Raw genomic sequence first — 26,847 nt, 5'->3', positions numbered from 1 at the left:
AACCCTGCAAAGCATTGATAGTCTCCCGTTGGCGCTGCTCGCAGCGCTTAACCTGAGCCTTTCAAGTGTGCTATATCTCCTGTTGACAGCAGCGTCACCTCAGAATGTTTTTTCGGAGCCTTCCATGTCACGCAAAGCAGAAAAGCGCCCAATGACGGACAGTCAGATTGCCGTGCAGGAGTCTTATATTCCGGACATTGCCCTGAAAGCGTTCAACAACGCCTACAAAATGGCGCTTGCCAATGGGGCTGCTGTGCTTGTCGCCAAAGATGGTCAATTGTTTGAAGTTACAGAAAAATCTTCGGTTGCACTGCGCTCGATCGGCACCTATGGAAACCTGAAAAGCGGGACTCGCCTGCAAATCAGCAAACTGCCTAAACAGGTCGTTTCTTGAGCACACCGAGGGTACGTATATTCGCCGGACCAAATGGCTCAGGAAAAAGCACCTTTAATCGGCTGGTTCCTGCGCATCTATTGGGAAATTACATAAACCCGGATGATATAGAGCGTGCAATCAAAGACACTGGTTATTTTGATTTCACCACCTATCGCATCGAATCTCACAAAAATGACATTTTCGATTTTTTCCGCAACCACGCCCTGCTGAAAAAAGCTCCAGAGTCATTGGCAAAAATGGATTCGATTACGATTGAAGGTGACAGGCTCAGCTTCTCGGATACTCAGATCGACTCCTATGTAGCCTCCGCTCTTTCCGACTTCATACGGCGCTCTCTGATCAAAGAGAAAATCAGTTTTACGTTCGAAACCGTCATGTCCTCATCAGATAAAGTCGATTTGCTCTACGAAGCCCAGAGATCCGGGTACAGGGTTTACGTCTATTACGTTGCAACAGCCGACCCGGAAATCAATGTCGCCAGGGTTGCCTATCGCGTATCACAGGGTGGGCACAACGTTCCTCCTGAAAAGATACGAAAGCGTTATTGGAGGTCTCTGGCGCTCCTATCGGATGCAATCCTCACCTCGAACAGAGCCTATATCTTTGATAACTCCGACGAAGGTAGCGAAGGACTGACACAGGTTGCAGAGATCACAGACGGGGAGCTGATTGAAATCAAATCTGACGTACAGCCACCTTGGTTTAAAGAGTTCCTGCTCGATAAACTGATCTAGATCACAAGCCTACGACTTCTCTTAATGTCGGCCTTTATTCACGTCGAACAATCACCCACGCCTTTAAAGATACGTCCTACCCAATCGCATTCGTCTATCGCGATCACTGGTGAACACCAAACAAAAACCCCGACCAGTCACCTGATCGGGGTTTTCTTTTACCGCTTGTTCGCGATTAGTGCGAAACGCGGCTGGTGCCGCCAACAGTCGAAATCCGTACCCGCTCACCCACGCGGAATACTTCATTCTCCTGCACTTGCTGCACATAGGCACGCATGCTGCCGTCGTCTTCGCGCACGGTGATTTCAACGCCTTGAGTGCGGGTCAGGCCTTCTTCAGTGGCCGAACCGATCAGGCCGCCGGCCACGGCACCGATAACGGCTGCAACGATGCTGCCTTTGCCGCCGCCGATGGCGCTGCCGCCGACACCGCCCACCGCTGCACCGGCGAGGCCGCCGATCGGGGTCTTGGTGCCTTCGATTTTCACCGGACGCAGGGATTCGATGGTGCCCATGCGAATCGTCTGCACGCGACGCGCTTCGTCACGGGAGTAGGAGTCACCGGTCAGGCTCGACTGGCAGCCGGTCAGCAACATCGCCATCGTGGAAAAGGAAGCAACCAGCAGAACAGACTTACGCATAGCATCAACTCCAAAGGACAGGTATTCATTAAACTCCGCAGCTTGACGCCTGTCACGGCGTCGCCCGGATAAAGTTGCTTTCATTCAGGCCCGGTACAGGCGCCCGCGAACTCACCCAACAGTAGCGCCAAAATCCGTTTCCTGCGCCGCCGACCCAAGGATTTCCATGGATTACTTCATCATTGTCGTCACCACCGCCGCCGGTCTGTACTTCCACTGGTGGCTGTATGTGCGGATCAAACGCTGGATGGATCGCGACCTGGCCCTGTCACTGGCCGGCAAGGATGAAGGCAAACGCGCCTTCATGCTCGAACGGCTGAAGCAGGCTCAGGCGCAGAAGATCAAGCGCCGGGACCTGCCGAAGTGGCTTGAGGCCGCTGCGGCAGGCTATCCCGCTCGGTAGACTGTTTACGGTGCCAGACGTTCAAGAATCCAGTCGGCGCCCTGCACACGGTAGTTGAGGCGATCGTGCAGACGGCTGGCGCGGCCCTGCCAGAACTCGATGCGCTCGGGGAGCAAGCGGTAGCCACCCCAGTGTTCCGGGCAATCGGGCTGGGTGTTGGTGAAACGTTGCTCGGTGGCCTTGAGCAAGTCTTCCAGTTCACCCCGGCCGTTGATCACCCGGCTCTGCGGGGAGGCCCAAGCGCCGAGACGGCTGCCCAGCGGTCGCACCTGATAGTAAGCGTCGGACTCTTCAGGCGTGACCTTCACCACCCGCCCTTCGATCCGTACCTGGCGCTCCAGGGTCGGCCAGAAGAACGTCATGGCAGCGAACGGGTTCGCCGCCAGATGCTGGCCCTTGGCGCTTTCGTAGTTGGTGAAGAAGGTGAAGCCCTGCTCGTCCAGCCCCTTGAGCAGCAGAATGCGGCAATGCGGACGGCCGTCCGCATCCACCGTGGCCAGGGTCATCGCGTTGGCTTCCACCGGCGCCTGTTCGGTTTTCACCGCTTCGGCAAACCACTGGTGAAACAACGCAAAGGGCTCAGCCGGGGCTTGCGCCTCGGTCAGGCCGTCCCGGGTGTAATCACGACGCATATCTGCCAGAGACTGGGTCACGGCGCATTCCTTTTCGTTAGCGGATCACTTTTTAGTGGTATCGGTCGCAGCGACTTTCTTGTCGGTTGCGGCAGCTTTGGCGGGCGCGGTCTTTTTCGCCGGAGCCTTGGCCGGGGCCTTCTTCGCTGGAGCCTTGGCAGCAGCTTTCTTGGCCGGAGCCTTTTTGGTGGCCGGTACAGCGGCTTTCTTCGCAGCCGGTGCCGGGGTCACCGGTTTGGCGGCAGGCTTGACGTCCTGAGCAGCGACCATGGTCACTGGCTTCGGTGCTGGCATGTTGTATTTGCTCAGCAGTGCGACCATGGTGTTTTGCGGCGTCACCAGCAGTTCGACACGACGGTTCAGGGCACGGCCTTCAACGCTGTCGTTGGCAGCACGCGGGGCTTCGGAACCCATGCCGCGCAGCATCAGACGATCACGCTGCAGACCGCTGAGGCGGAAGATCGCCGCCACGGCTTGGGCGCGTTCCTGGCTCAACTTGACGTTGGCCGGAGCGGCGCCGGTGGTGTCACTGTGACCGAGCACCAGCACGGCGGTTTTCGGGTCGGCTTCGAGGATTTTCGCCACGCGGGTGAACGGGCCGAGGGTCACTGGCAGCAGCATCGCCGGGCGGTCCGGGTTGAACGAGCCTTCCACCGGCGCGGTCACGACCAGCACGTTTTCACGGCGCTCGAGTTGCAGGTTGCTGTCCTTGATCGCGGTGCGCAGGCGCGGCTCGTAGTCATCCAGCCAGGCTTGAGTCACTTTTGGATCGGGCATCGGCACGACTTTGGCCGTGTCCTGCTCCTTGCCGCCAAACGGCCACCACCATTTGCCACCCTTGTCGGCCTCAGCCTTGGCGACTTCGACCGGCTTGGCTTCGGGTTTGGCTTCAGCCTTCACCTCAGCCTTGGCCGCCGAGTCGTCGGAGCCAAACGGCCAGTACCACGGACTGCTGCTCTCGGCCTTGGCAACCGGCGCGGTGGCGGCCGGTTTCAACGGGGCAGGCGCCGGAGCCGGCTCCTTGGCTGCGACTTTGTCGGAAGAACCGAACGGCCACCAGCTGCCGCCATCGGCGTCGTTCTTCGGAGTCTGTGCACAACCGGTGATTGCGAAACACAGGGCCAGGGCGAGAGTTTGTTTGGACGACATTGGAAACCCACAAAAAGAAGTAGTGAACAATCAGAGGACTTTCGCCCGGATAAACAGACGCTTTGAAACGAAATTCGCCATGAGGTTCCGGCCCTGGAGCCTCGTGCGATGCTTTACAGACAAGTGGCTAGTACCCGCGCCAGCTTCTGCGCGCGCGGATCCATCAAGACGTACGGCCCCAGGGTATTTGTCACAAATCCGAAGGCCACATCGTGCTCCGGATCAGCAAAACCGATGGAACCGCCCGCACCCGGATGGCCGAATGCACGCGGGCCGAGGCCGTAAGTGGCGTTTGGCACGTCGGGTTGATCGAGCATGCAACCGAGACCGAAACGGGTGCGGGTCAGCAAGGTCTTGTCCTCGCCGAGGCTGTGTTCGCGGGTCAGTTCTTCGAGCATTTCGCTTTCCAGCAGGCTGCCGTCGAGCAGACCGGCGTAGAACCCGGCCAGACTGCGCGCATTGCCGTGGCCGTTGGCCGCCGGTTGCTGCATGCGGCGCCATTCCGGTTTGTTGGTGCTGGTGAGCACCGACGGCGGATTGGTGAAGGCCCGGGTGGTCATGGCCGTCGGCTCGCGCATGGTCACTTGCAGCAGGCGCTGGGCAGCGGCGTCGCCGGTGTTGCCCTTGCCCCGCGCAATGTGCGCCACGCGATGAAACTCTTCGTCGGCCAGACCGACATGGAAATCCAGCCCCAGCGGTTTGGCGACCCGCGCCACAATCGATTCGCCCGGCCCGCGACCGTCGGCACGCCGCAGCAATTCGCCAATCAGCCAGCCGTAGGTGATCGCGGCATAGCCATGACCGGTGCCCGGCGTCCACCACGGTGCTTCGGCGGCGAGAGCGTCGACCATGGTTTGCCAGTCATACAGCGCTTCCGGCGCCAGCAATTCGCGCAGGGCCGGCAGACCGGCCTGATGGCAAAGCAGTTGGCGCAGGGTGACGGATTCCTTGCCGGCGGCGGCGAATTCCGGCCAGTAACGGGCGACCGGCGCATCGAGCTGCAACTTGCCTTCGGCAACCAGTTGCAGCGCGGTGACGGCGGTGAAGGTCTTGGTGCAGGAGAACAGATTGGCGATGGTGTCGCTGTGCCAGGCCTCGGCGCCGTCCTTGTCGGCGGTGCCGGACCAGAGGTCGAGGACGGTTTCCCCGCCGACCCGGATGCACAACGCGGCGCCGCGTTCCTGGGGATCGTCGAACAGTGCGGCGAAAGCTTCGCGCACCGCTTCGAATTGAAGCTCGTAATGTCCCTGAATCTGCACCCGCAACTCCCCCGCGAAAACGCTCTACAAAGTGGCCCGCATTGTTCCAGCCCGTGAGGGTTTTGGGAACCGCTGCGGGCCGGGCGGTCTTCAGGTTTCGTAACGATCAGTGACCGTTGCCCGAATGCCCGCCGGTGTGGCCGGCCCCCTGCCCCGGGCCTTTGCCGGCGTCTGCCTTGCGGCCGCCTTCGGCTTCGTGGCCGGTCTTGTCCGCAGCGGCAGCCGCTTTCTGCGCCTCTTTGTTCAACTGATCGACGGTCGCCAGGTTGCTCTTGCGCACGGCTTCGACAAAACCCTGGAACGGCAGATCGGTGACGCCAACCAGACCAAAGTGGCCGTTTTCGCCATCGAGCAGACGCCCGGTCACCGGTTGATCCAGATACTGGAACCAGTGCACGCCGACAATCGACGGCTCGCTAAGCGCCTGTTTGAGGAAGTTGGCGTAGGCCGGGCCGCGGTCTTCTTCCTTGCTCAACGGAGTCACGCCGCCCCAGAACGGGCCACGGTCGGTGGAGCCGAAGTTGAATTCGGTGATCAGCACCGGTTTGTCGAGGTTGCGCAGCGCGGCGAAGTCATAACCGTCCTGCGGTTGCAGGGTGTACATGTTGAAGCTCAGCACGTCGCAATACTGGGCGCAGGACGCCACGGCTTCCGGGGTGCTGGTGGCGAAACGGCCACCAAGCAGCAACTGGTTCGGCGCGTGCCATTTCAGCGAGTCGGAAATGGTCTTGAAGTAGGTGTCGGCGAACACCTTCTGGAAGTATTTGAAGTCGGCCTCGATTTCCGGATGCTCCGGATTCGGCAGCGGCGCCTCGAAACCCGGGTCTTCCATCAATTCCCACGCCGGCAGATCAATGCCCCAGGCCTTCGACAGCCCCGCCTGATTGCGGTACTTGTCGCGCAACTGCTTGAGGAATGCGCGTTTGGCCGGAACGTCGGTGGTCATTTTCAAGGTGCCGTAGGCCAGCGCGTAACGGGATTTCGGATCATCACCGGGGCCGGCCCAAGCCAGCTCGTTGTCGGCGAAGTAGCCGATCAGCCACGGATCATCGCGATGATCACGGGCGGCAATCGCCACGGCGCGTTCGGTGGCCATGGCGAAGCGCGGATCGAACGGGTCAGGCATGCCGCCCCACCAGTCGGTGCCGGTGCTGATGCTGGTGTAATCGCCGACGATCGACAGCGGCAAGGTGTACGGCATGCGCTCGGCGTCACCGAGGGCAGGCGCGCTCCAGTTACCGACCGTGTTGAAGCCCCAGGCTTGCAGACGATCAAGGGTGTGGCTGGCCCACTTTTGCTCGTCGACCGTGTTCGTGCACGGCTTCGCAACGCTTTGCCCGCTGGTGGCTGCCGACTCGGCGACCCCGGCTTTCGGCTGTTCGGAGGCGGCTACCGGTGCACTGGCGTTGGTCGCGGCTTCTTCTGCGGCGCCAGCCTTGGCGGCTTCGGCCACTCCGGCCTTGTTGCCGCTGTCCGGAATGCATGGCTCGCCATACAGACGCTGAAGGTTGGCGCCGTAGAAGTCGTACCAGCGACCGAAGTTGTAGCCACGACCCTGATCGACACCGTTGCCGCCACGGTTGTCGCCTTCGCCGAAATGGCTGGCCAGCGGCTCTCCCGGTTTTGGCAGGAATTCGAACATGTACTCGCGGCCGGCCACGTAGGTCTGGTTGACCTCCGGGCTGACGGTGTTCACACCAAGGGAATAAAACGGATGGCCCTCGGGCGTCACCAGATACCAGCGGCCGTCACGTTTTTCGGTGCGGAAGAAACCGCTGGCCTTGAACGCCGGGCCTTTGCTCCAGCCACCGAACTTGTCCAGCGAGGACTTTTCGCGCTCGGCCAGCCAGGTGTTCAGTTGTTGCTGTTCTTTGGCGGCGGCGGATTTCAGTTGTTCGTCATTGGCGACTTTTTCCGGCCACTTGCCGCGAGTCGACTGGCCGTAGGCATCCACCAGATTGCCGTAGGCGGATTTGATCACCTCGCCCTCGTCCTGCACGCCAAAGCGCTCGAGCAACAGACTTTGCGCGGCTTTCGGCTGATCCATCGACAGGCTGACCGACACCACCTGGCTGCGATCCAGCTCACCGCTGCTGCTCGCCAGCAGGATGCGCTGCCCATCGATCGTCATCGGCATCACCGGCCCGGCTTTCATGCCCTGGCTCAGTGGCGAGGTTGCGGTCAATGGCACGAGCAAGGTCTGCGCCGGGCCGGCCGGCAGATCGACGCGGCTGACCAGGGTCTTGCCGTCGTTGCTCTGGATTTGTACGTAGACGGTCACCGCCCAGTTCATCGCGCTCTGGATACGCAGGCTCATCATGCCGGACTGCGACCAGTCCCAGGCACCGGTCTGCGGTGACAGACGCAAGGTCGGGCGGGCCGTCGGGTTGAACGTCACCCGGCGCAGCACTTCGCCTTCGGGGGTCTGCTCGGCGTTGGCTTGCGGCAGGTCGGCGTTTTCGGTCGCGACCTTCACCACGTCGGCGGGGCGGACAAAGTTGAACAGGGTCTGCTGGCCGGCAGGTGCCGCCAGCAAGGGGCCAGCGAAAACCAGGGCAAAAATGGCAAGCAACGAACGACGAATCATGAGAACGGATTTCTCCCTAACGACCCGCAAGGGCCAATGGAAAAGCGATAGCAGAGAGATAGACAGCGCGGCGGGCAAAACTGCCCACCGATGTCTCAGGATATTTCACGACGGAAAGGAGGCAACGCATTGAGGATCGCCTTGCCGTAGCGCTGGGTGACCAGCCGCCGATCCAGCAAGGTGATGGTGCCGCGGTCTTCTTCGGTACGCAGCAGTCGGCCGCAGGCCTGAACCAGCTTCAGCGAGGCGTCGGGCACCGAGATCTCCATGAACGGATTGCCGCCCCGGGCTTCGATCCATTCCGACAGTGCGGCTTCGACCGGATCGTCCGGCACCGAGAACGGGATCTTGGCGATCACCACATGCTCGCAATAGGCGCCGGGCAAGTCCACGCCTTCAGCAAAACTGGCGAGGCCGAACAGCACGCTGGAATCGCCGCCATCGACCCGCGCCTTGTGCTTGTTCAGGGTTTCCTGTTTCGACAGGTTGCCTTGAATGAACACTTGCTTGCGCCAGTCGCGGTCGAGGCCGTCGAACACGTCCTGCATCTGTTTGCGCGAAGAGAACAGCACCAGACTGCCGCGCGAGCCTTCGACCAGCTCCGGCAGATCGCGGATGATCGCGGCGGTGTGGGCGGCGGCATCGCGCGGGTCGGCTTTCAGGTCCGGCACCCGCAACACACCGGCGTCGGCATGATGGAACGGGCTCGGCACCACGGCGGTGACGGCTTTTTTCGGCAGGCCGGCGCGCATGCGGAAGCGGTCGAACGTGCCGAGGGCGGTCAAGGTCGCGGAGGTGACCAGACAGCCGTAGGCCACGTTCCACAGGCTGCGACGCAGGGTTTCGGCGGCGAGGATCGGGCTGGCGTTGACCTCGATGTCGAACAGCGAACCGCTTTCGGCCAGCGTCAGCCAGCGGGCCATCGGCGGGTTGTCTTCCGGGTCTTCGGCGGTGAACGCGGTCCACAGCTCCCAGTTGCCGGAAGCACGGGACAACAGGCTGCCGAACAGCGGATACCACTCTTCGGCCTGATTGCTGGCGATGCCGATGTTGACCTCGCCGTCCATGCCTTCCTTTAGCAGGTCGGTCAGACGGGTAAACAGATCATTGAGACGGGAGAAGCCTTTTTTCAGCTCGATGCCCATCTCGCGCATGTGTTCGGGAATCACCCCACCGATGAAGCGATGACGCGGGCGCTCGCGGCCCTCGACGTCTTCGCCGGGCTTGAAATCGGCTATCTGTTCACAGGCTGTGAACATGAATTGCTGCTGGGTCTTGATCTCCCGCGCCAGCTCCGGCACCTGCTCGATCAGCTTGCCGAGATCGCCCGGCAACGGGTGCTGGGCCAGCAGTTTGGTGAGGTTCTTGGCGGTGGTTTCCAGCCAGTCGGCGGTGGAACGCAGGCGCGTGTAATGGGCGAAGTGGCCGATGGCCTTGTCCGGCAGGTGATGACCTTCGTCGAACACATAGATGGTGTCGCGCGGATCGGGCAAGACTGCCCCGCCGCCCAGCGCCAGATCGGCCAGCACCATGTCGTGGTTGGTGACAATCACGTCGACCTTGCCCATGCCTTCGCGGGCCTTGTAGAAGGCGCACTGGCCGAAGTTCGGGCAATGACGGTTGGTGCACTGGCTGTGATCGGTGGTCAGGCGCGCCCAGTCGGCGTCTTCCAGCGCGTTGGGCCAGCTGTCGCGGTCGCCGTCCCATTTATTGCCGGCAAGCTTCTCGATCATGCTGGTGAACAGCTTCTGGCTGGCCTCATCGACCTCGATCTTGAAACCTTCTTCTTCGAACAGCTGCGCGGTGGCGGTCTGTGCGTGGCCTTCCTGCAACAGCATGTCGAGCTTGGACAGGCACATGTAGCGGCCACGGCCCTTGGCCAGGGCGAAGCTGAAATTCAGCCCGCTGTTGCGCATCAGGTCGGGCAAATCCTTGTAGACGATCTGCTCTTGCAGGGCGACGGTGGCGGTGGCGATCACCAAGCGTTTGCCGGCCAGTTTGGCCGTCGGGATCGCCGCCAGGCTGTAGGCCACGGTCTTGCCGGTACCGGTGCCGGCTTCCACCGCGACAATCGCGGGGTCGCCACTGCGCCGGCCTTCGTCGTCGGTGTCGATATCCCCGAGGACCTTGGCGACTTCAGCGATCATCAGGCGTTGGCCGTAACGCGGCTTGAGGCTCTTGGCCTCTAGAAAACGCGAGTAGGCGCCCTGGATCGTGGTTTTGAGTTCAGTGCTGATCATTGAGTGTCGGGCGCAAAAAACGCTGGATAAATTTTCAGTGGTTCGGTTCGGCGGCTATCATACCCCGCGAATCGATCCTGCGCAGAACGGAGTACCCCAATGACACCTTTTAGCCTCGTTTACCCCATCCATGTACTGGCCGCGCTGGTGTGGGTCGGCGGTATGTTTTTCGCCTGGATGGTGCTGCGCCCTGCGGCGATGAAGGCACTGGACGGCCCCGGGCGCCTGACGCTCTGGGTGGAAGTGTTTCAAGGTTTTTTTCGTTGGGTGTGGGGGGCGGTGATTCTGCTGCCGGTCACCGGGGTGGGCATGCTGCACCTGCAACACATCGCCTTCGACAACGCGCCGCGTTATGTGCAGGTGATGATGGGGCTGTATGTGGTGATGACCGCGCTGTTCATCCGGATTCAGGCGTTGATGCTGCCGGAACTGCGCACGGCGGTGCAGGCGAAGGACTGGCCGGCGGGTGCGGCAGTGCTGGGGCGGATTCGCAAGGTGGTGGGGTTCAATCTGCTGGTCGGGATGGTGCTGGTGGCGGTGGCTGCTGCGCGCCCCTCGTTCTGACGAGCGCGTTTTGCCTGATCGTTCCCACGCTCTGCGTGGGAATGCAGCCCGTGACGCTCCGCGTCACTGGACGCAGAGCGTCCCTTGAGGCATTCCCACGCGGAGCGTGGGAACGATCAACGAAGGTGAGAGCAATCGGTTACAAGCGCTGTACAGTGACAGACCCCGCCGCACCCGCAGGCCCCGGCTGCCCGTCGGCCCCCGGCTTGCCGCTCTTGCCGCCATCGGCGCGATAGACCAGGCAGCCCTTGGACTTGCCACCCGCCCCCGGCTTGCCGCCAGGACCGGCCGGGCCACCGGCACCGCCGGCGACTTCGACCTTGATCAGCTCGGCCGGAAACTCGCGCGGCACTTCAAGACGCACCAGTGCGCCCGGTGCACCCGGCTGACCGTCGCTGCCGTTGCTGCCATCAAAACCGTGTCCCGCCTGGCCCCAGGTGCAACCCGGCTCCTGACCGTTGGCGCCATCAAGCCCGACAAAACCCGGCGCACCGGTGCCGCCACGGGCATCGACCACCAGTTTCGGCGCATTCAACGCCTTGAATTGCAGATTCAGATTGCGCCCGGCGCGGGCGGCTTTTTCGTACGTGCCCGGTGCGCCACGGGCGGTAATCTGGCTGCCTTCGGCAAGTTGAGCGCGGATGACTTTCATCTCCAGCGCCTGTTCGCTCGGCACGATGGCAATGCGCGCTTCATGGCCCAGTTGCAATTCGCCGACACTCAGTTCGGTCACGTTCGAAGGAATCAGCAAAGTGCCGTAATCGGCGACCACCAGTTTCTCCAGTTGCAGAGTGCTGGCGGTGTTCGGCAGACGCATCAGCGAGTTGGTTTCGACGCTGACCACCTGGGCGCAGGCCAGGGGACTGATGAATGCAGCGAGCAGGCAGAGTTTACGCATGGGAAGCCTCCGGAGCGGCCGGGGCCGGGATGGTTTGCAGGTGGAATACGCCGAACAACAGGATACGGCCACGATCACGCCAAGGGTGCGGACGCCCCTTGAGACTGCGGTTGCACAGCAGCACTTCGAGTACGTGGATCGCCAGCAGCAGACCGCCCGCCAGATTGACCAGCAGGTGCAGCGGATGAACAAACGGCACCAGCTGATTGGCCAGCACCACGCAGCAGAACAGCAGGGTCAACAATCGCCCCAGCCCACAGAACACCTTCATACGCTCCCCCGTGTTGCGAATTATTCTTTGGGCGCACAGTAACGGCTTCTGCAGGGGATAAGCCAGAGGGGAAAATGAAAAAAACCGGACCGCCGCCGGATGGCTGCCGGTTCGACGACGTTCATCGACCGACAGCTCTAGCCTGCGGACTACAGACTCATCCTAACGATTGATGTGCAGTTCCACCCGACGGTTCTGCGCACGCCCCTCGTCCGTGTTGTTATCGGCGACCGGTTCGCTTTCGCCGCGCCCTTCACTGGTGAGTTTGTTTGGCGCCAGGCCCTGGCTCAGCAAATACTCCGCCACGCTGCTGGCGCGACGTTCCGAAAGTGCCTGGTTGTAGGCATCCGAACCCTTGCTGTCGGTGTGGCCTATGACCTTGATGCTCACCACATCGGCATTGCGCAGTTTGTCCATCAGCGTGTCCAGCTGGCTTTTCGCGGCCGGTTTCAGATCGGACTTGTCGAAGTCGAACAGCACGTTGCCGGCATCGTTGAGGGTGATGACTTCGGTTTGCGGGGCCGGTTCGGCCGGTTTCTCGGTGACCGGGTATTGCGGCAGCGGACAGCCACGGTGGTCGACCGGGGTATTGGCCGGGGTATCGGGGCAACGGTCGCGGCGATCGAACACGCCGTCGTCGTCTTCATCGCCATCCTGGGCATAGCAGATCAATCCGCCGGTGAGGATCCCCAGCGCAGCGCCACCGCCGGCCCAGCCGCCACTTTCGAGCGCGCCGAGACCGCCGCCGACCAGTCCGCCAATAAGGCTGCAGATCGGCCAGGTACGTTGATTGAGGGGAGCGGTGCCATCGCTGTGGGTGGCGCAACCGGTCAACAGGCTGCCCAGCAGCAGAACCGGCAAGACGGACCTTGTAAGAACACTCATCGTTAAAGCTCCTGTGTCACCGGCCCATACCGGTTACACAGGAGTAAAGACCCGCATCCGCGACTGCACAAGCCGCGGATGCGAGGGGGCTAGCGGTTGATTTTGATTTCGGTACGACGGTTCAGCGCACGTCCGTCCGCAGTTTTGTTGTCTGCCACCGGCTGGCTTTCACCGGCACCGGTCACCGACACGAAGCTGCTTTGCGGTACACCGCTTTCGACCAGGTACTTGACCACCGAGTGCGCGCGGCGATCCGACAGTTTCTGGTTGTAGGCATCGCTGCCGACGCTGTCGGTGTGGCCGGTCACGGTCAGTTGTGCCGTGCTGGTTTCCTGTTTCAGGCGCGTGGCGACTTTATCCAGGACCAGTTTGTCGGCCGGGGTCAGCGTGGCCTTGTCGAACTGGAAGTGAACATCGCGGATGACAATGGTTTCTTCCTTGACCACTACAGCTTCTTCGACCACTGGCGCAGGGGCTGGTGGAGGGCAGCCGTCAGCATCGACCTGTACGCCTTTAGGCGTGCCCGGGCACTTGTCGCGACTGTCCGGCACACCATCGCCGTCTTCATCGCCATCACCGTGAACCCAGCAATAGGCTGCTGCCGTACCGCCGACGAGTAACGCGCCATACCCCGCCCATGCGGAGCTTTCGGTCGCACCGAGACCCGCACCGACGACACCACCGACTGCCGCACAGGTCGGCCAGTCGGTTTTCTGCAAACCTGCGCAACCAGTCAACACACTGGTTAGCAGAACCAAGGGTAATGCTGTCCGAACTATGCTCATCTAGTTTTCTCCTGAGGGATCGGCTTAGAACCGATTCAGGGAGTAAAGACCGGAGTTTTAATCTCCGCCAGCAATAGGCCATTGCTGTTTGTGCGCCTGTTCACGGGACTTCGACGAATTTGCCGCAAACCCGCGAGACAGAGATCTAGGCCTTGGCGTCCGGGCAGGCTAGTCTTGGCGCTCTGATTGAGGAGCTTCGATGAACGTCGCCATTTCTTCCCGCACGCCGCAGCAGGCATTGGCCGCCCTGCTCGACCGCTATGCCCCGGCACGTCTGCTGCTGATCGGCGCCAGCGAATTCCCGGCGCTGGCTGCCTTTAAGGAAGCGCACCCGGACACCTGCGTCGCGCACGCCGCGCCCGGTGCATTGCCGGCGGAACTGGCGGCCCGCCGTTTCGACCTGGCGCTGGTGGTCGATTGCCTGGAACATTTGCCCAAGCGCGACGGCCTGAATCTGTTGGGCGGGATCCGCAACCTCAACGCCAGCCGCATCGCCGTGCTGGCGGATCTGCCGGCCAGTGGCTGGCAGGAAACCGATTTTTATTCCCTGGCCCTGCAAGCCAGCGAACGCTTCGCCCGTGACGAGCAGGTGCTGACCCTGTTCACCTACGATCTGCTTGACTACAAACAAGTCCCCGACTGGCTCAACTCGCGGTTCTGGGCCAATCCGGAAAACTTCGGGAAATACTGGTGGTAATGCAATGAGTACAGCCATTTGCCCTTGCGGCAGCGGCAACCTGCTGGATGCCTGCTGCGGTCACTATCACGCCGGCCACCCGGCCCCGTGCGCCGAAGCCCTGATGCGCTCGCGCTACAGCGCCTATGTGCTGGGTCTTATCGATTATCTGGTGGCCACCACCCTGCCCGCCCAGCAAGCGGGGCTGGATCGCCAATCGATCAGCGACTGGAGCGCCCAGAGCACCTGGCTCGGTCTGGACGTGGAAAGTTCGGAAGTGCTCGGCGGCCAGCCGGAACACGCGTTCGTCACGTTCACCGCGCGCTGGCATGACGGTCAGGGCGAGCACAGCCACCGCGAGCGCTCCTCGTTCGTGCAGAACAACGGGCGCTGGTACTTCATCGACCCGACCGTGCAACTGAAGCTGGGCCGCAACGACGCCTGCCCGTGCGCCAGCGGCCAGAAGTTCAAGAAATGCTGTGCGGGGTATTTCGGCAGCTGAAGCTAGACTGGGCAGCAAAGGGAGTTAAACCATGCTCGGTCATTGGCGCACATTCCAGGTCTTCTCACTGCTCGTGTTTCTGGGGCTCGGCGGCTGCGCGTCATGGTTTACCGACGACGCCCGCGACCCCGCCGTTCACCTGGTGAAAGTCGAAGTGGTGCGCGCCAAGTTGCTGGAACAGAAATTCATCCTGCACTTTCGCATCGACAACCCCAACGACAGCGACCTGACGGTGCGCGGCCTGGAATACCGCATACACCTGGCCGACATGTTGCTGGCCGAGGGCGAGCACGAACAATGGATCACGGTGAACCCCAAAAGCAGCGCGTTTTACAACGTGCCGATCCGTACCAACCTGTGGCCGAAGGTGAAAGAGGTGGTGAAAATGCTGAAAAACCCGCACCAGCAGATTCCCTACCGATTGGAAGGCGAGATGGAAACCGGTTTATTCATCGCTCACTACGTGCACCTGGCGCGCAATGGCGTGATAATCCCCGCCGATTTGATTACGGAGTGACCCCGATGACCCAGCAACCTCATGTCCATGGCCCAGACTGCAACCACGATCATGACCATCACCACCATGATCACGACCATGGCCATGTCCACGGCCCGAACTGCGGCCACGCTCACCAGGAACCGGTGCGCAACGCCCTGAAAGACGTTGGCCGCAACGACCCTTGCCCATGCGGCAACGGCAAGAAATTCAAGAAGTGCCACGGCGCTTGATGTTTCAGGCAATTATCTTCTTCGCCTGAGATACCGCCTTCGCGAGCAAGCCCGCTCCCACATTCGACCGTATTCCTTCTGACGGAATGCAGGCAAATGTGGGAGCGGGCTTGCTCGCGAAGGGGCCTGCCCATTCACTGGAAGCTTTTCAGCCTGCCGCCAGAATGTGCTCGGTTCCGACCACCGTCGCATACTCCCCGTGCAAGTTCCCCAGCGACATCGCATGCACCTCTTGCGCCGAACGCAACGTGCCGAAATAGTCGGCCTTGTCGAAGGTAAAGCACGCATCCTCCGCTACCCACGCGTCAAACCCCAGATTGCCTGCCGTGCGCGCCGTGGACTCCACCGAGTTGTTCGTCGCCACGCCGACGATGACCAATTGCCCGATCCCCGCCTCACGCAACTTCGCCTCAAGGCCTGTCGCACAAAACGCATCCGGTACCTGTTTCTGGATCAGCCACTCGCCGTCCTGCGGCAAAAACCTTTCCTGAAAATCCACGCCTGACTGCTCGGGCCAGAACACCGAATCCGGCGAGCGCGACAGGTGCTGCACGTGGATCACCGGCCGCCCGCTGCGTCGCCAGAAACTCAGCAAATCGAGAATCCGCTCTTCGGCCGACGGATTGTTCCGCCGCCCCAGACGCGGTTCCAGAATGCCTTTTTGCTGGTCGATGATGATCAGTGCAGCGCTGGCCTTGAGTTCCATGGCGATTTTTCTCACGCGGGGTCATTGAATTTCCCGTACTTGAGCATCACCTCCTGTGACTAAGCAAGCTATCGAACGCACACAGGACAACCTGAAGCCGGCGTTTGCTGTCCGCATGTAAGCCATTTTCCTGATTTGGAGCTTTCCATGATCGACCTGTATTACTGGACCACGCCCAACGGCCACAAGATTTCCCTGTTCCTCGAAGAAGCGGGCCTGCGCTACGACGTGCACCCGATCAATATCAGCCAGGGCGAGCAGTTCCAGCCGCACTTTCTGAAAATCGCACCGAACAACCGCATCCCGGCGATCGTCGATCATGAACCGGCTGACGGCGGCGAACCGTTGTCGCTGTTCGAGTCCGGGGCGATCCTGCTGTACCTCGCGGAAAAGACCGGCAAGTTCCTGCCCAAGGATCTGCGTGGCCGCCAGGTGGCGCTGCAATGGCTGTTCTGGCAAATGGGCGGGCTGGGGCCGATGGCCGGGCAGAACCATCATTTCAGCCAGTTCGCGCCGGAAAAAATCCCCTACGCGATCAAGCGCTACATCGATGAAACCGCGCGCCTGTACGGGGTGCTGGACAAGCAACTGGCCAACAACGAGTTCGTCGCCGGCAGCGAATACAGCATCGCCGACATGGCGATCTACCCGTGGATCGTCTCGCACAAGTGGCAGAGCCAGGACCTGGCAGACTTCCCGAACGTGCAGCGCTGGTTCAACCACATCAAGGATCGCCCGGCGACCGTGAAGGCCTACGCGCTGGTGCAGAAGATCAATCCGCCGAAGGCTTGAGTCACCCGGCCTGATCGTTCCCGTGCGCGGGAACGATCAACGGGAAGAAATAACCGCTCGCCCCGCTTGCGCGGCCCCCTCCTGCTCACTAACGTAGCGGCTTTATTGCGCCCCCAGCCTCTACACCCCCGCAGGAGCTTTGCCATGGCCTCGCCAGCCCTTTCACATTTTCTTCCCCGGTTCGGCGTTGCCGCAGCAGTGGCCGGTGTTCTGAGCCTGACCGGTTGTCAGACCTGGAACGCCCAGGACACCCTCCCGCCGACCTCCGGTGTGCAGCCGCTCAAGGGCCTGGCGCAGAACGTTTCGGTACGCCGCAATGCCATGGGCATGCCGCTGATCGAAAGCAACAGCTTCCACGACGCGCTGTTCGCACTCGGTTACGTGCACGCCAGCGACCGGATCAATCAGATGGTCACCCTGCGCCTGTTGGCCCAGGGGCGTCTGGCGGAAATGTCCGGCGCATCGATGCTCGACGCCGACCGCTACATGCGCGCCGTCAACCTGAAGAAAAGCGCAGGCGAGCTGTACAAGGCTTCGTCGCCACGGCTCAAGCGCTTCTTCGAAGTCTATGCGCGGGGTGTCAACGCCTACCTGTTCCGCTATGCCGACAAGTTGCCGGGTGATCTGGCCTCCAGCGGCTACAAGCCTGAATACTGGAAACCGGAAGATTCGGCGCTGATCTTCTGCCTGCTGAACTTCAGCCAGTCGGCCAACCTGCCGGAAGAAATCGCTTCGCTGGTGCTGGCGCAGACCGTGACCAACGACAAACTGGCGTGGCTGACCCCGTCCGCTCCCGACGAAAACCTGCCGCTGGCCGAAGCCGACAAGCTGCAAGGCATCAAGCTCAACGGGCAGATTCCGGGGCTGACGGAGCTGAGCAACGCCAGCGAACAACTGGCCGCCATCAACCTGCTGGGCACTCAGTCATCGAACAACTGGGCCATCGCCCCGCAACGCAGCCGCAGCGGCAAGAGCCTGCTGGCCAGCGACAGCCATGGCCCGCTGGCTGCGCCGTCGCTGTGGAGTTTCGTGCAGATCCGCGCTCCGAAATACCAGGCCGCCGGCGTGACCGTGGCCGGTCTGCCGATGGTGCTCGGCGGTTTCAACGGCAAGGTGGCGTGGAGCCTGACCAGCGTGCTCGGCGATAACCAGGACCTGTTCCTGGAAAAAATCCGTCGTCAGGGCAGCACGTTGTCCTACGAGGTCAACGGCAAGTGGCAACCGGTTGCGGTGCGCAACGAAACCTACTTCGTCAAAGGCCAACGGCCGATTCGCGAAGCGGTGTACGAAACCCGCCATGGCGCGCTGCTCAACAGCACCCAGGCTGCCGCTCAGGGCGCGGGTTTTGGCCTGGCCTTGCAGACGCCGAGCTTCACCGACGACAAATCCCTCGATGCGTTTTTCGATCTGAGCCGCGCGCAGAACGTTGAGCGCGCCTCCGACGCCAGCCGGGAAATCCGCGCCATCGCGCTGAATCTGGTGTTTGCCGACGCCAGCAACATTGGCTGGCAAGTTACCGGGCGGTTCCCGAATCGCCGTGAAGGTGAAGGTCTGCTGCCGTCGCCGGGCTGGGAAGGTCGCTATGACTGGGACGGTTACGCCGACCCGATGCTGCACCCGTACGATCAGGACCCGGCCCAAGGCTGGCTCGGCACCGCCAACCAGCGGGTCATCCCTCACGGCTACGGCATGCAACTGTCCAATTCCTGGGCGGCGCCGGAGCGTGGCGAGCGCCTGGCCGAACTGGCCGGCAGCAGTAAACACGACGGTCGCAGCGTGATCGCCATGCAGTACGACCAGACCACCACCTTCGCCGCCAAACTGAAGAAAATGTTCGAGGCACCGGGCATGGCGCAGCCGCTGAAACAGGCGATCGACGCACTGCCGGAAGCCGAGCGCAGCAAGGCCCGCGAGGCCTACACCCGTCTGATGGCCTTCGACGGCAAGCTCAGCCCGACTTCCGCCGATGCGGCGATCTACGAGCTGTTCCTGCAGGAAAGCATGAAGCAGATCTTCCTCGACGAGCTCGGCCCGCAAGGCAGCCCGGCGTGGAAAGCGTTTATCGCCAATGGCGATCTGTCCTACGCTGCCCAGGCCGATCACTTGCTGGGCCGCGAAGACAGCCCGTTCTGGGACGACGCCCGCACCCCGCAAAAAGAAGACAAACCGACGATCCTCGCCCGTAGTCTGGCGGCAGCGATCAGCGCCGGCGACAGCCAATTGAGCGGCGACCGCCGGGCCTGGCAGTGGGGCAAACTGCACCGCTACGAGTGGAAGAATGCCAACGGCCAGACCGTTCGCGGCCCGATCGCGGCGGGCGGCGACCACACCACCTTGAACACCGCAGCGTTTGCCTGGGGCCAGGATTTCAACACCACGCGTGCGCCGTCGATGCGATTCATCGTCGATTTCGGTCAGAGCGAACCGTTGATGGGGCAGAACGGGACGGGGCAATCCGGGAATCCGGTGAGCCCGAACTACCTGAACGGCATCGATCCGTGGCTCAAGGGCCAGTACATCGGCTTGCCGATGCAGCCGCAGAACTTTGACCGGGTGTATGGCAAGACGCGGTTGACGCTTACCCCCGGCAAATAACCCCCCATGATCGTTCCCACGTCGAGGCGTCGAACCGTCCGCGTGGGAATGCAGCCCGTGACGCTCCGCGTCACTGGACGCAGAGCGTCCCTTGAGGCATTCCCACGCAGAGCGTGGGAACGATCGTGCGACAGTTCAGAAAATCAATAGAACTTCTGACTTCGCGCCAACCTCATAGCTAACAAGTCCCTCCATTCCGGTAACGCCATGGACCTTGTTATCGCCCGCCCCGAAGGCCTCTACTGCCCCGCCGGGGATTTCTACATTGACCCGTGGCGGCCCGTCGAGCGCTCGGTGATCACCCATGCCCATGGCGATCATGCCCGTGGCGGCAACCAGCATTACCTGGCTGCCAGCGCCGGCGAAGGGATTCTGCGCGCGCGTCTGGGCGCGGACATCAACCTGCAAACCCTCGACTACGGCCAGCGCCTGACCCACCACGGCGTCACCTTAAGTTTTCATCCCGCCGGCCATGTGCTTGGCTCGGCTCAGGTGCGGCTGGAATATGGCGGCGAAGTCTGGGTCGCGTCCGGCGGCTACAAGATCGAACCCGACGGCACCTGCGCGCCGTTCGAACCGGTGCGCTGCCACACCTTCATCACCGAATCGACCTTCGGCCTGCCGATCTACCGCTGGCAGCCGCAGGCGCAGGTGTTCGCCGAGATCAATCAGTGGTGGCAGGCCAACATCGAGGCCGGCAAGGCCAGCGTGCTGTTCTGCTATTCGTTCGGCAAGGCCCAGCGGATTCTCCACGGCATCGACGAAACCCTCGGGCCGATCCTCAGCCACGGAGCGGTCGAGCCACTGAACCGCGTGTACCGCGAGGCCGGCGTCTACCTGCCGCCAACCCTCTACGCCGGCGATGTGAAAAAGAACGACCCGATGATGCGCCAGGCGCTGGTCATCGCCCCGCCCTCGGCCGGCGGCAGCAGCTGGATGCGCCGTTTCGGCGATTACAGCGACAGCTTCGCCAGCGGCTGGATGCGCCTGCGCGGCACCCGCCGGCGGCGCGGGGTCGATCGCGGTTTCGTGCTTTCGGATCACGCCGACTGGCCCGGCCTGTTGTGGGCCATCGAACAGACCGGCGCCGAGCGGGTCATGGTCACCCACGGCTCGATTGGCGTGCTGGTGCGTCATCTGCGCGAAAAAGGGCTGGACGCACAAGGTTTCAACACCGAATACGGTGACGATGAAGAAGAGCTGTCCACCGCCACGCCCGCCGTTGCCGAGGTGCAACCATGAAAGACTTCGCCGGGTTGTACGCCGAACTCGACGCCACCACCTCCAGCAACGCCAAACTGGCGGCCATGCAAACCTACTTCGCCCAGGCGCAACCGCAGGATGCCGCGTGGGCGGTGTACTTTTTGTCCGGCGGGCGGCCTCGGCAACTGGTGCCGGTGCGGATCCTGCGAGAACTCGCGGTCGAGATGTCCGGGCTTTCGCCATGGCTGTTCGAGGAGAGCTATCAAGCAGTCGGCGATCTGGCGGAAACCATCTCGCTGGTGCTGCCGGAACACCCGCACACCTCCGAGGCCGGGCTCGCCGAGTGGATCGAAGACAAACTGCTGCCCCTGCGCGGTGAAACCCCTGAATACCTCGCTCACCAGTTGCCCGCGCTGTGGGCGCAACTGGATCGGCCGAGCCTGATGCTGTGCATCAAATTGATCACCGGCAGCTTCCGGGTCGGCGTGTCCAAACTGCTGGTGACCCGCGCCCTGGCCTCCATGGCCGGGCTGGACAGCAAACGCGTGGCGCAACGGCTGGTGGGTTACACCGACCTGTCCAACCGGCCGAACGCCGCCAGTTACCTGAAACTGATCGCCCCTGAATCCAGCGACGAACACGCCCAGCGCGGCGGCCAGCCCTACCCGTTCTTTCTCGCCCACGCCCTGGCGCAACCGGTGGAGACCTTCGACGCACTGCTCGGGCCGGCCAGTAACTGGCAGGTGGAATGGAAGTGGGATGGCATCCGCGCGCAAGTGGTCAAGCGCGACGGGAAGCTGTGGATCTGGTCCCGGGGCGAAGAACTGGTCACCGAGCGATTTCCCGAACTCGACACGCTGGTGCACGGTTTGCCCGACGGCACGGTGATCGATGGCGAGATCGTGGTCTGGAAGAACCAGCGCCCTGTTACCGAAGACGCCTTCGATCCGCAGTCGACAGAAGCCCCGGCGGTGCAACCCTTCGCGCTGTTGCAGCAGCGGATCGGCCGCAAGTCGCTGGACCGGAAAATCCTTGAAGACGCGCCGGTGGTGGTACTCGCCTACGACCTGCTCGAATGGCAGGGCGAAGACTGGCGCAACCAGCCCCAAGCCAAGCGTCGTGAACAACTGGAACAAGTCATCGCCCGCTGCAACAACCCGGTGCTGTTGCCTTCGCCGATCCTGACAGGGGACGACTGGTTCGACCTCGCCCGCCAGCGCGAGGCCTCCAGACGCCTGGGGGTTGAAGGCATGATGCTCAAGGCTCGCGACGCGATGTACGGCGTTGGCCGCACCAAGGACATGGGCGTGTGGTGGAAATGGAAGGTCGACCCGTTCAGCGTCGACGCGGTGCTGATCTACGCCCAGCGCGGGCATGGTCGCCGCGCCAGTCTCTACAGCGATTACACCTTTGCGGTGTGGGACGGCCCGCCCGGCTCCAGTGCGCGGGCGCTGGTGCCGTTCGCCAAGGCCTATTCCGGGCTGACCGACGCGGAAATGCGCGAAGTCGACAGCATCGTGCGCAAGACCACCGTCGAAAAGTTCGGCCCGGTCAGCAGCGTGAAACCGAGTCTGGTGTTCGAACTGGGCTTCGAAGGCATCGCCCTCTCCCGCCGGCACAAGAGCGGCATCGCCGTGCGCTTCCCGCGCATGCTGCGCTGGCGCCAGGACAAGACCGTGGACGAGGCCGACAGCCTGGCGACCTTGCAAGACCTGTTGGTCTGACCCTTTCCCCCGATACTCCCCCCTCACCCCGATCGTTCCCACGAACCAACCTGGTGCAGCTTTTCCGGCGCGCCCGTTTTCGTGCACTGACCGGCCCCGGCATGCACTTCCTACACCTTTTAAAACACTTGTTCGGAACTCTGGTTCGGAAATTGCTACTTTCTATAAGTCGTAAGCGCTCCAGTAACAATCATTCCGCGCCACAAGCGCTCATATTGGTTCTTAGGGATTGAATAATGAAAAAAGCATTGCTGACCCTTTCTGCACTGGCGTTGTGCATGGCCGCCGGTTCCGCGCTGGCCAAGGAATACAAAGAACTGCGGTTTGGCGTTGACCCTTCCTACGCACCGTTCGAGTCGAAAGCGGCAGACGGCAGCCTGGTTGGCTTCGACATCGATCTGGGCAACGCGATCTGCGCCGAGCTGAAGGTCAAGTGCAAATGGGTCGAAAGTGACTTCGACGGTATGATTCCGGGCCTCAAGGCCAATAAATTCGACGGTGTGATCTCGTCGATGACCGTTACCGAGGCCCGCGAAAAAGTCATCGACTTCTCCAGCGAGCTGTTCTCCGGCCCGACGGCCTACGTGTCGAAAAAAGGTTCGGGCATCACCGACGACGTCGCTTCCCTGAAAGGCAAAACCGTCGGCTACGAGCAAGGCACCATCCAGGAAGCCTACGCCAAAGCCGTGCTGGACAAGGCCGGTGTGAAAACCCAGGCCTATCAGAATCAGGATCAGGTGTATTCCGACCTGACTTCCGGCCGTCTCGATGCGGGCATTCAGGACATGTTGCAGGCTGAACTGGGCTTTCTGAAGTCGCCACAGGGCGCCGACTATGCGGTCAGCGAGCCGGTCGACAACCACTTGCTGCCAGCCAAGACCGCTGTCGGTATTAAGAAAGGTAACACCGAGCTGAAAGCGCTTTTGGATAAAGGTATCAAAGCGTTACACGATGATGGCAAATACGCCGAGATTCAAAAGAAACACTTTGGCGATCTGAATCTGTACAGCGGCAAATAATGCCCCGGCGCCCATCCTCGATGGGCGCCTTTTTCATTCAGTCAGGTTGCTGATTTATGTTCGAAAACCTCTTACAAAATCTGGGGCTCTCCGCCTTCAGCCTCAAGGGTTTCGGCCCTTTGCTGTTGGAAGGCACCTGGATGACCATCAAATTGTCGGCGTTGTCGCTGCTGGTGGCCGTGTTGCTCGGCCTGCTCGGCGCCAGTGCCAAGCTGTCAAAAGTCAAACTGCTGCGCCTGCCCGCCCAGCTCTACACCACGCTGATTCGCGGGGTGCCGGACCTGGTGCTGATGCTGCTGATCTTCTACAGCCTGCAAACCTGGCTGACGACGCTCACCGATTACCTGGAATGGGAATACATCGAGATTGACCCGTTCAGCGCCGGGGTCCTGACCCTGGGCTTCATTTATGGCGCGTACTTCACTGAAACCTTTCGCGGGGCGATTCTCGCCGTACCGCGCGGTCAGGTCGAAGCCGCCACCGCCTATGGCCTCAAGCGCGGCCAGCGCTTTCGTTTCGTGGTGTTCCCGCAAATGATGCGCTTCGCCCTGCCGGGCATCGGCAACAACTGGATGGTGATGCTCAAGGCCACCGCGCTGGTTTCGATCATCGGCCTGGCCGATCTGGTCAAGGCCGCGCAGGACGCCGGCAAGAGCACCTATCAACTGTTCTACTTCCTGGTTCTCGCCGCGTTGATCTACCTGCTGATCACCAGTGCCTCGAACATCATCCTGCGCTGGCTCGAACGCCGCTACGCCGCCGGTGCCCGGGAGGCCGTACGATGATCGAACTCCTGCAGGAATACTGGAAAGCCTTCCTTTATACCGACGGCCAGAACATCACCGGGCTGGCGATGACGATGTGGCTGCTCAGCGCCTCGATCTTCTTCGGTTTCCTCGTGTCGATACCGCTGTCGATCGCCCGGGTGTCGCCGCACTTCTACATTCGCTGGCCGGTGCAGTTCTACACCTACCTGTTCCGTGGCACGCCGCTCTATATCCAGTTGCTGATCTGCTACACCGGGATCTACAGCCTGGCCGCCGTGCGCGCGCAACCGGTGCTCGACAGTTTCTTTCGCGATGCGATGAACTGCACGATCCTGGCCTTCGCCCTCAACACCTGCGCCTACACCACGGAAATTTTCGCCGGGGCCATCCGCAGCATGAACCACGGCGAAGTCGAAGCGGCCAAGGCCTACGGCCTGACCGGCTGGAAGCTGTATGCCTACGTGATCATGCCGTCGGCGCTGCGCCGTTCGTTGCCGTACTACAGCAACGAAGTGATCCTGATGCTGCACTCGACCACCGTGGCTTTCACCGCGACCATCCCCGACATCCTGAAAGTCGCGCGGGACGCCAACTCGGCGACCTTCCTGACCTTCCAGTCGTTCGGCATCGCCGCGCTGATCTACCTGACCATCACCTTTGCGCTGGTCGGCCTGTTCCGCCTTGCCGAACGCCGATGGCTGGCCTTCCTCGGCCCGACCCACTAGGACCCTTTTGAGATGCGCCACCAGATACATGACCTGCTGGCCCCGCTGCCGGGGACCGCACGACAGATCCACAGTTTTCACTTCGGCCCGGACAAGGCCCAGGGCAAGATTTACATCCAGTCCTCGCTGCATGCCGACGAACTGCCCGGCATGCTCGTGGCCTGGCACCTCAAGCAGCGTCTGGCGGAGCTGGAAGCCGCCGGGCGCCTGCGCAGCGAAATCGTGCTGGTGCCGGTGGCCAACCCGGTCGGCCTCGAACAGGTGCTGATGGACGTGCCGCTGGGCCGCTACGAGCTGGAGAGCGGACAGAACTTCAACCGCTGGTTCGTCGACCTCAGCGAAGAAATCGGCAACGAAATCGAAGCGCAACTAAACGATGACCCGCAGCGCAACCTCGAACTGATCCGGTCCAGCCTGCGCAACGCCCTCGCCCGCCACACCGCCACGACCCAACTGCAATCCCAGCGCCTGACCCTGCAACGACTGGCCTGCGATGCGGACATGGTGCTCGACCTGCATTGCGATTTCGAATCCGTGGTTCACCTCTACACCACGCCCGAGGCCTGGCCGCAGGTCGAGCCGCTGGCGCGCTATATCGAATCCCAGGCGAGCCTGTTGGCCACCGACTCCGGCGGCCAGTCGTTCGACGAGTGCTTCACCCTGCTGTGGTGGCAATTGAAGGAGCGCTTCGGCGAACACTTCGAGATTCCGCTGGGCAGTTTCTCGGTCACCGTCGAATTGCGTGGCCAGGGAGATGTCACCCATCCGCTGGCCAGTCGCGATTGCCAGGCGCTGATCGATTACCTGATCCATTTCGGCGCTATCGTCGGTGAGCCCAAAGCCTTGCCGGCGCTGCCACATCCCGCCACACCGCTGGCCGGCGTGGAACCGGTAGCCACTCCCGTCGGCGGCCTGCTGGTCTACAGCGCCACACCCGGACAGTGGCTGGAAGCCGGGCAGAAAATCGCCGAAATCATCGACCCGATCAGCGACCGGGTCACACCAGTCCATTGCACCGCTTCCGGTCTGCTCTATGCCCGCTCGCTGCGGCGCATGGCCACCGCCGGTATGGTGATCGCCCACGTCGCGGGCGCCGAAGCCTATCGCAGCGGCTATCTACTTTCGCCTTGAGGATGCCTGTCCCATGTACAAATTGACCGTTGAAGGCCTGCACAAAAGCTATGGCGACCATCAGGTGCTCAAAGGCGTCTCGCTCAAGGCCAAGACCGGCGACGTGATCAGCCTGATCGGCGCCAGCGGCTCGGGCAAAAGCACCTTCTTGCGCTGCATCAACTTTCTCGAACAACCCAACGACGGCGCAATGAGCCTCGATGGCCAGGCGATCCGCATGGTCACCGACCGCCACGGCATGCACGTCGCCGACGCCGATGAACTGCAACGCCTGCGCACCCGGCTGGCGATGGTGTTCCAGCACTTCAACCTGTGGAGCCACATGACCGTGCTGGAAAACATCACCATGGCCCCGCGCCGGGTGCTGGGTTGCAGCAAACAGGAAGCCGACGACCGCGCCCGGCGTTATCTGGAAAAGGTCGGTCTGCCGGCACGAGTGGCGGATCAGTACCCGGCGTTTCTCTCCGGTGGTCAGCAGCAACGGGTGGCGATTGCCCGGGCATTGGCGATGGAGCCGGAAGTCATGCTGTTCGATGAACCGACTTCGGCGCTGGACCCGGAGCTGGTCGGCGAAGTGCTCAAGGTGATTCAGGGCCTGGCCGAAGAAGGCCGGACCATGATCATGGTCACCCATGAAATGAGCTTTGCGCGCAAGGTCTCGAGCCAGGTGCTGTTCCTGCATCAGGGGCTGGTGGAAGAAGAAGGCGCGCCCGAAGAAGTGCTGGGCAATCCGAAAAGCGAACGCCTGAAGCAATTCCTCAGCGGCAATCTCAAGTAAAACTATTGCCCGGCCGGCGCGGTCACTGAAGGAACACCTTCAGAGCACACGTCGCC

The 26,847-nt window shown here is 61.9% G+C and carries 28 protein-coding genes; 17 read left to right on the top strand and 11 right to left on the bottom strand.

The genetic code is table 11. The features are described 5' to 3' along the window. Positions 1-124: 124 nt before the first annotated feature. A complete protein-coding gene (locus LOY31_RS06345) occupies positions 125-394 on the top strand; it encodes a hypothetical protein (RefSeq protein ID WP_085605362.1) in 270 nt (89 codons plus the stop codon). After that, positions 391-1,131 (top strand): zeta toxin family protein, encoded by a 741-nt coding sequence (locus tag LOY31_RS06340; RefSeq protein WP_085605360.1) that lies wholly within the window; start codon positions 391-393, stop codon positions 1,129-1,131. The genes LOY31_RS06345 and LOY31_RS06340 overlap by 4 nt, the downstream gene beginning before the upstream one ends. Before the next feature lie 175 nt (positions 1,132-1,306). Here the strand turns inward: LOY31_RS06340 and LOY31_RS06335 are convergent, their stop codons facing one another. Beyond that, a complete protein-coding gene (locus LOY31_RS06335) occupies positions 1,307-1,771 on the bottom strand; it encodes a glycine zipper 2TM domain-containing protein (protein ID WP_007918566.1) in 465 nt (154 codons plus the stop codon). 166 nt (positions 1,772-1,937) lie between these two features. Here LOY31_RS06335 and LOY31_RS06330 point away from each other — a divergent pair, with 166 nt between their 5' ends. Further along, entirely contained in the window at positions 1,938-2,174 is a 237-nt protein-coding gene (locus LOY31_RS06330) for a hypothetical protein (protein WP_007959143.1), read from the top strand. Between the two features lie 5 nt (positions 2,175-2,179). On the opposite strand, the gene pdxH is transcribed toward LOY31_RS06330, so the two are convergent. From pdxH to dinG, 5 genes are all read right to left on the bottom strand, one after another. Continuing rightward, on the bottom strand, positions 2,180-2,827 hold the full coding sequence (gene pdxH / locus LOY31_RS06325) for a pyridoxamine 5'-phosphate oxidase (RefSeq protein ID WP_085605358.1): 648 nt from the start codon (positions 2,825-2,827) through the stop codon (positions 2,180-2,182). A gap of 24 nt (positions 2,828-2,851) precedes the next feature. Continuing rightward, entirely contained in the window at positions 2,852-3,955 is a 1,104-nt protein-coding gene (locus tag LOY31_RS06320) for an OmpA family protein (RefSeq protein WP_085605356.1), read from the bottom strand. Positions 3,956-4,068: 113 nt separating this feature from the next. Further along, positions 4,069-5,214, bottom strand: coding sequence for an EstA family serine hydrolase (locus tag LOY31_RS06315; protein WP_007959136.1), 1,146 nt, complete (start codon positions 5,212-5,214; stop codon positions 4,069-4,071). Positions 5,215-5,320: 106 nt separating this feature from the next. Then, positions 5,321-7,801 (bottom strand): beta-galactosidase, encoded by a 2,481-nt coding sequence (locus tag LOY31_RS06310; protein ID WP_258712979.1) that lies wholly within the window; start codon positions 7,799-7,801, stop codon positions 5,321-5,323. A gap of 95 nt (positions 7,802-7,896) precedes the next feature. Then, the gene (gene dinG, locus LOY31_RS06305) at positions 7,897-10,041 is read right to left on the bottom strand and encodes an ATP-dependent DNA helicase DinG (RefSeq protein WP_085605353.1); all 2,145 of its coding nucleotides are present in this window, start codon (positions 10,039-10,041) and stop codon (positions 7,897-7,899) included. Positions 10,042-10,140: 99 nt separating this feature from the next. Here dinG and LOY31_RS06300 point away from each other — a divergent pair, with 99 nt between their 5' ends. After that, positions 10,141-10,605, top strand: coding sequence for a CopD family protein (locus tag LOY31_RS06300; protein WP_085697421.1), 465 nt, complete (start codon positions 10,141-10,143; stop codon positions 10,603-10,605). 139 nt (positions 10,606-10,744) lie between these two features. On the opposite strand, the gene LOY31_RS06295 is transcribed toward LOY31_RS06300, so the two are convergent. From LOY31_RS06295 to LOY31_RS06280, 4 genes are all read right to left on the bottom strand, one after another. Further along, positions 10,745-11,503, bottom strand: a complete 759-nt coding sequence (locus LOY31_RS06295; RefSeq protein ID WP_007952004.1) for a hypothetical protein — start codon at positions 11,501-11,503, stop codon at positions 10,745-10,747. After that, positions 11,496-11,774, bottom strand: coding sequence for a DUF1145 domain-containing protein (locus LOY31_RS06290; protein ID WP_039771353.1), 279 nt, complete (start codon positions 11,772-11,774; stop codon positions 11,496-11,498). Before LOY31_RS06290 ends, LOY31_RS06295 begins: the two co-directional genes overlap by 8 nt. Positions 11,775-11,936: 162 nt before the next feature. Beyond that, positions 11,937-12,659, bottom strand: a complete 723-nt coding sequence (locus LOY31_RS06285) for an OmpA family protein (protein WP_007952001.1) — start codon at positions 12,657-12,659, stop codon at positions 11,937-11,939. A gap of 89 nt (positions 12,660-12,748) precedes the next feature. Further along, positions 12,749-13,444: an OmpA family protein gene (locus LOY31_RS06280; protein ID WP_007951999.1), complete on the bottom strand. Its 696-nt coding sequence runs from the start codon at positions 13,442-13,444 to the stop codon at positions 12,749-12,751. A gap of 199 nt (positions 13,445-13,643) precedes the next feature. Here LOY31_RS06280 and LOY31_RS06275 point away from each other — a divergent pair, with 199 nt between their 5' ends. The 4 genes from LOY31_RS06275 to LOY31_RS06260 are packed head-to-tail and all read left to right on the top strand — an operon-like array spanning position 13,644 to position 15,351. After that, on the top strand, positions 13,644-14,141 hold the full coding sequence (locus LOY31_RS06275; protein ID WP_011332778.1) for a DUF6231 family protein: 498 nt from the start codon (positions 13,644-13,646) through the stop codon (positions 14,139-14,141). Positions 14,142-14,145: 4 nt separating this feature from the next. Beyond that, positions 14,146-14,622 (top strand): YchJ family protein, encoded by a 477-nt coding sequence (locus LOY31_RS06270; RefSeq protein WP_221532873.1) that lies wholly within the window; start codon positions 14,146-14,148, stop codon positions 14,620-14,622. Between the two features lie 31 nt (positions 14,623-14,653). After that, complete coding sequence (locus LOY31_RS06265; protein ID WP_258712978.1) at positions 14,654-15,139, top strand: LEA type 2 family protein; 486 nt, start codon at positions 14,654-14,656, stop codon at positions 15,137-15,139. 5 nt (positions 15,140-15,144) lie between these two features. Beyond that, entirely contained in the window at positions 15,145-15,351 is a 207-nt protein-coding gene (locus LOY31_RS06260; RefSeq protein WP_007955014.1) for an SEC-C metal-binding domain-containing protein, read from the top strand. Between the two features lie 148 nt (positions 15,352-15,499). Here LOY31_RS06260 and LOY31_RS06255 read toward each other — a convergent pair whose 3' ends face one another. Further along, positions 15,500-16,057 carry a cysteine hydrolase family protein gene (locus tag LOY31_RS06255; RefSeq protein ID WP_085605347.1) on the bottom strand — a complete coding sequence of 186 codons (558 nt, stop codon included), beginning with the start codon at positions 16,055-16,057 and terminating at the stop codon, positions 15,500-15,502. Positions 16,058-16,204: 147 nt separating this feature from the next. On the opposite strand from LOY31_RS06255, the gene LOY31_RS06250 reads away from it, so the two are divergent. From LOY31_RS06250 to LOY31_RS06210, 9 genes are all read left to right on the top strand, one after another. Next, a complete protein-coding gene (locus LOY31_RS06250; RefSeq protein ID WP_258712977.1) occupies positions 16,205-16,849 on the top strand; it encodes a glutathione binding-like protein in 645 nt (214 codons plus the stop codon). 144 nt (positions 16,850-16,993) lie between these two features. After that, positions 16,994-19,444: a penicillin acylase family protein gene (locus tag LOY31_RS06245; RefSeq protein ID WP_258712976.1), complete on the top strand. Its 2,451-nt coding sequence runs from the start codon at positions 16,994-16,996 to the stop codon at positions 19,442-19,444. A gap of 207 nt (positions 19,445-19,651) precedes the next feature. Then, positions 19,652-20,686, top strand: coding sequence for a ligase-associated DNA damage response exonuclease (locus tag LOY31_RS06240; protein WP_258712975.1), 1,035 nt, complete (start codon positions 19,652-19,654; stop codon positions 20,684-20,686). Next, positions 20,683-22,371: an ATP-dependent DNA ligase gene (locus LOY31_RS06235; protein WP_258712974.1), complete on the top strand. Its 1,689-nt coding sequence runs from the start codon at positions 20,683-20,685 to the stop codon at positions 22,369-22,371. The genes LOY31_RS06240 and LOY31_RS06235 overlap by 4 nt, the downstream gene beginning before the upstream one ends. Positions 22,372-22,607: 236 nt before the next feature. Then, positions 22,608-23,390, top strand: a complete 783-nt coding sequence (locus LOY31_RS06230) for a transporter substrate-binding domain-containing protein (protein ID WP_007955002.1) — start codon at positions 22,608-22,610, stop codon at positions 23,388-23,390. Between the two features lie 56 nt (positions 23,391-23,446). Further along, on the top strand, positions 23,447-24,175 hold the full coding sequence (locus LOY31_RS06225; protein ID WP_007955000.1) for an ABC transporter permease: 729 nt from the start codon (positions 23,447-23,449) through the stop codon (positions 24,173-24,175). Then, positions 24,172-24,882 carry an ABC transporter permease gene (locus LOY31_RS06220; RefSeq protein WP_007954996.1) on the top strand — a complete coding sequence of 237 codons (711 nt, stop codon included), beginning with the start codon at positions 24,172-24,174 and terminating at the stop codon, positions 24,880-24,882. Before LOY31_RS06225 ends, LOY31_RS06220 begins: the two co-directional genes overlap by 4 nt. A 12-nt stretch (positions 24,883-24,894) precedes the next feature. Then, positions 24,895-26,013: a succinylglutamate desuccinylase/aspartoacylase family protein gene (locus LOY31_RS06215; protein WP_221532877.1), complete on the top strand. Its 1,119-nt coding sequence runs from the start codon at positions 24,895-24,897 to the stop codon at positions 26,011-26,013. A gap of 13 nt (positions 26,014-26,026) precedes the next feature. Continuing rightward, positions 26,027-26,791: an ABC transporter ATP-binding protein gene (locus tag LOY31_RS06210; RefSeq protein ID WP_007954993.1), complete on the top strand. Its 765-nt coding sequence runs from the start codon at positions 26,027-26,029 to the stop codon at positions 26,789-26,791. Positions 26,792-26,847: the final 56 nt, after the last annotated feature.

This window comes from Pseudomonas sp. B21-021 (assembly GCF_024749205.1).
Classification (GTDB): domain Bacteria; phylum Pseudomonadota; class Gammaproteobacteria; order Pseudomonadales; family Pseudomonadaceae; genus Aquipseudomonas; species Aquipseudomonas paraglycinae.
This window is presented reverse-complemented; position numbering and strand designations above follow the sequence as displayed.

What these genes read in the sequence shown, in the direction of transcription:
- LOY31_RS06345 (WP_085605362.1), top strand. Translation starts at nt 125, where the DNA reads ATGTCACGCAAAGCAGAAAAGCGCCCAATGACGGACAGTCAGATTGCC.
- LOY31_RS06335 (WP_007918566.1), bottom strand. Translation starts at nt 1,771, where the DNA reads ATGCGTAAGTCTGTTCTGCTGGTTGCTTCCTTTTCCACGATGGCGATG.
- LOY31_RS06330 (WP_007959143.1), top strand. Translation starts at nt 1,938, where the DNA reads ATGGATTACTTCATCATTGTCGTCACCACCGCCGCCGGTCTGTACTTC.
- LOY31_RS06320 (WP_085605356.1), bottom strand. Translation starts at nt 3,955, where the DNA reads ATGTCGTCCAAACAAACTCTCGCCCTGGCCCTGTGTTTCGCAATCACC.
- LOY31_RS06310 (WP_258712979.1), bottom strand. Translation starts at nt 7,801, where the DNA reads ATGATTCGTCGTTCGTTGCTTGCCATTTTTGCCCTGGTTTTCGCTGGC.
- dinG (WP_085605353.1), bottom strand. Translation starts at nt 10,041, where the DNA reads ATGATCAGCACTGAACTCAAAACCACGATCCAGGGCGCCTACTCGCGT.
- LOY31_RS06300 (WP_085697421.1), top strand. Translation starts at nt 10,141, where the DNA reads ATGACACCTTTTAGCCTCGTTTACCCCATCCATGTACTGGCCGCGCTG.
- LOY31_RS06295 (WP_007952004.1), bottom strand. Translation starts at nt 11,503, where the DNA reads ATGCGTAAACTCTGCCTGCTCGCTGCATTCATCAGTCCCCTGGCCTGC.
- LOY31_RS06290 (WP_039771353.1), bottom strand. Translation starts at nt 11,774, where the DNA reads ATGAAGGTGTTCTGTGGGCTGGGGCGATTGTTGACCCTGCTGTTCTGC.
- LOY31_RS06285 (WP_007952001.1), bottom strand. Translation starts at nt 12,659, where the DNA reads ATGAGTGTTCTTACAAGGTCCGTCTTGCCGGTTCTGCTGCTGGGCAGC.
- LOY31_RS06280 (WP_007951999.1), bottom strand. Translation starts at nt 13,444, where the DNA reads ATGAGCATAGTTCGGACAGCATTACCCTTGGTTCTGCTAACCAGTGTG.
- LOY31_RS06275 (WP_011332778.1), top strand. Translation starts at nt 13,644, where the DNA reads ATGAACGTCGCCATTTCTTCCCGCACGCCGCAGCAGGCATTGGCCGCC.
- LOY31_RS06270 (WP_221532873.1), top strand. Translation starts at nt 14,146, where the DNA reads ATGAGTACAGCCATTTGCCCTTGCGGCAGCGGCAACCTGCTGGATGCC.
- LOY31_RS06265 (WP_258712978.1), top strand. Translation starts at nt 14,654, where the DNA reads ATGCTCGGTCATTGGCGCACATTCCAGGTCTTCTCACTGCTCGTGTTT.
- LOY31_RS06260 (WP_007955014.1), top strand. Translation starts at nt 15,145, where the DNA reads ATGACCCAGCAACCTCATGTCCATGGCCCAGACTGCAACCACGATCAT.
- LOY31_RS06255 (WP_085605347.1), bottom strand. Translation starts at nt 16,057, where the DNA reads ATGGAACTCAAGGCCAGCGCTGCACTGATCATCATCGACCAGCAAAAA.
- LOY31_RS06250 (WP_258712977.1), top strand. Translation starts at nt 16,205, where the DNA reads ATGATCGACCTGTATTACTGGACCACGCCCAACGGCCACAAGATTTCC.
- LOY31_RS06245 (WP_258712976.1), top strand. Translation starts at nt 16,994, where the DNA reads ATGGCCTCGCCAGCCCTTTCACATTTTCTTCCCCGGTTCGGCGTTGCC.
- LOY31_RS06240 (WP_258712975.1), top strand. Translation starts at nt 19,652, where the DNA reads ATGGACCTTGTTATCGCCCGCCCCGAAGGCCTCTACTGCCCCGCCGGG.
- LOY31_RS06235 (WP_258712974.1), top strand. Translation starts at nt 20,683, where the DNA reads ATGAAAGACTTCGCCGGGTTGTACGCCGAACTCGACGCCACCACCTCC.
- LOY31_RS06230 (WP_007955002.1), top strand. Translation starts at nt 22,608, where the DNA reads ATGAAAAAAGCATTGCTGACCCTTTCTGCACTGGCGTTGTGCATGGCC.
- LOY31_RS06225 (WP_007955000.1), top strand. Translation starts at nt 23,447, where the DNA reads ATGTTCGAAAACCTCTTACAAAATCTGGGGCTCTCCGCCTTCAGCCTC.
- LOY31_RS06220 (WP_007954996.1), top strand. Translation starts at nt 24,172, where the DNA reads ATGATCGAACTCCTGCAGGAATACTGGAAAGCCTTCCTTTATACCGAC.
- LOY31_RS06215 (WP_221532877.1), top strand. Translation starts at nt 24,895, where the DNA reads ATGCGCCACCAGATACATGACCTGCTGGCCCCGCTGCCGGGGACCGCA.
- LOY31_RS06210 (WP_007954993.1), top strand. Translation starts at nt 26,027, where the DNA reads ATGTACAAATTGACCGTTGAAGGCCTGCACAAAAGCTATGGCGACCAT.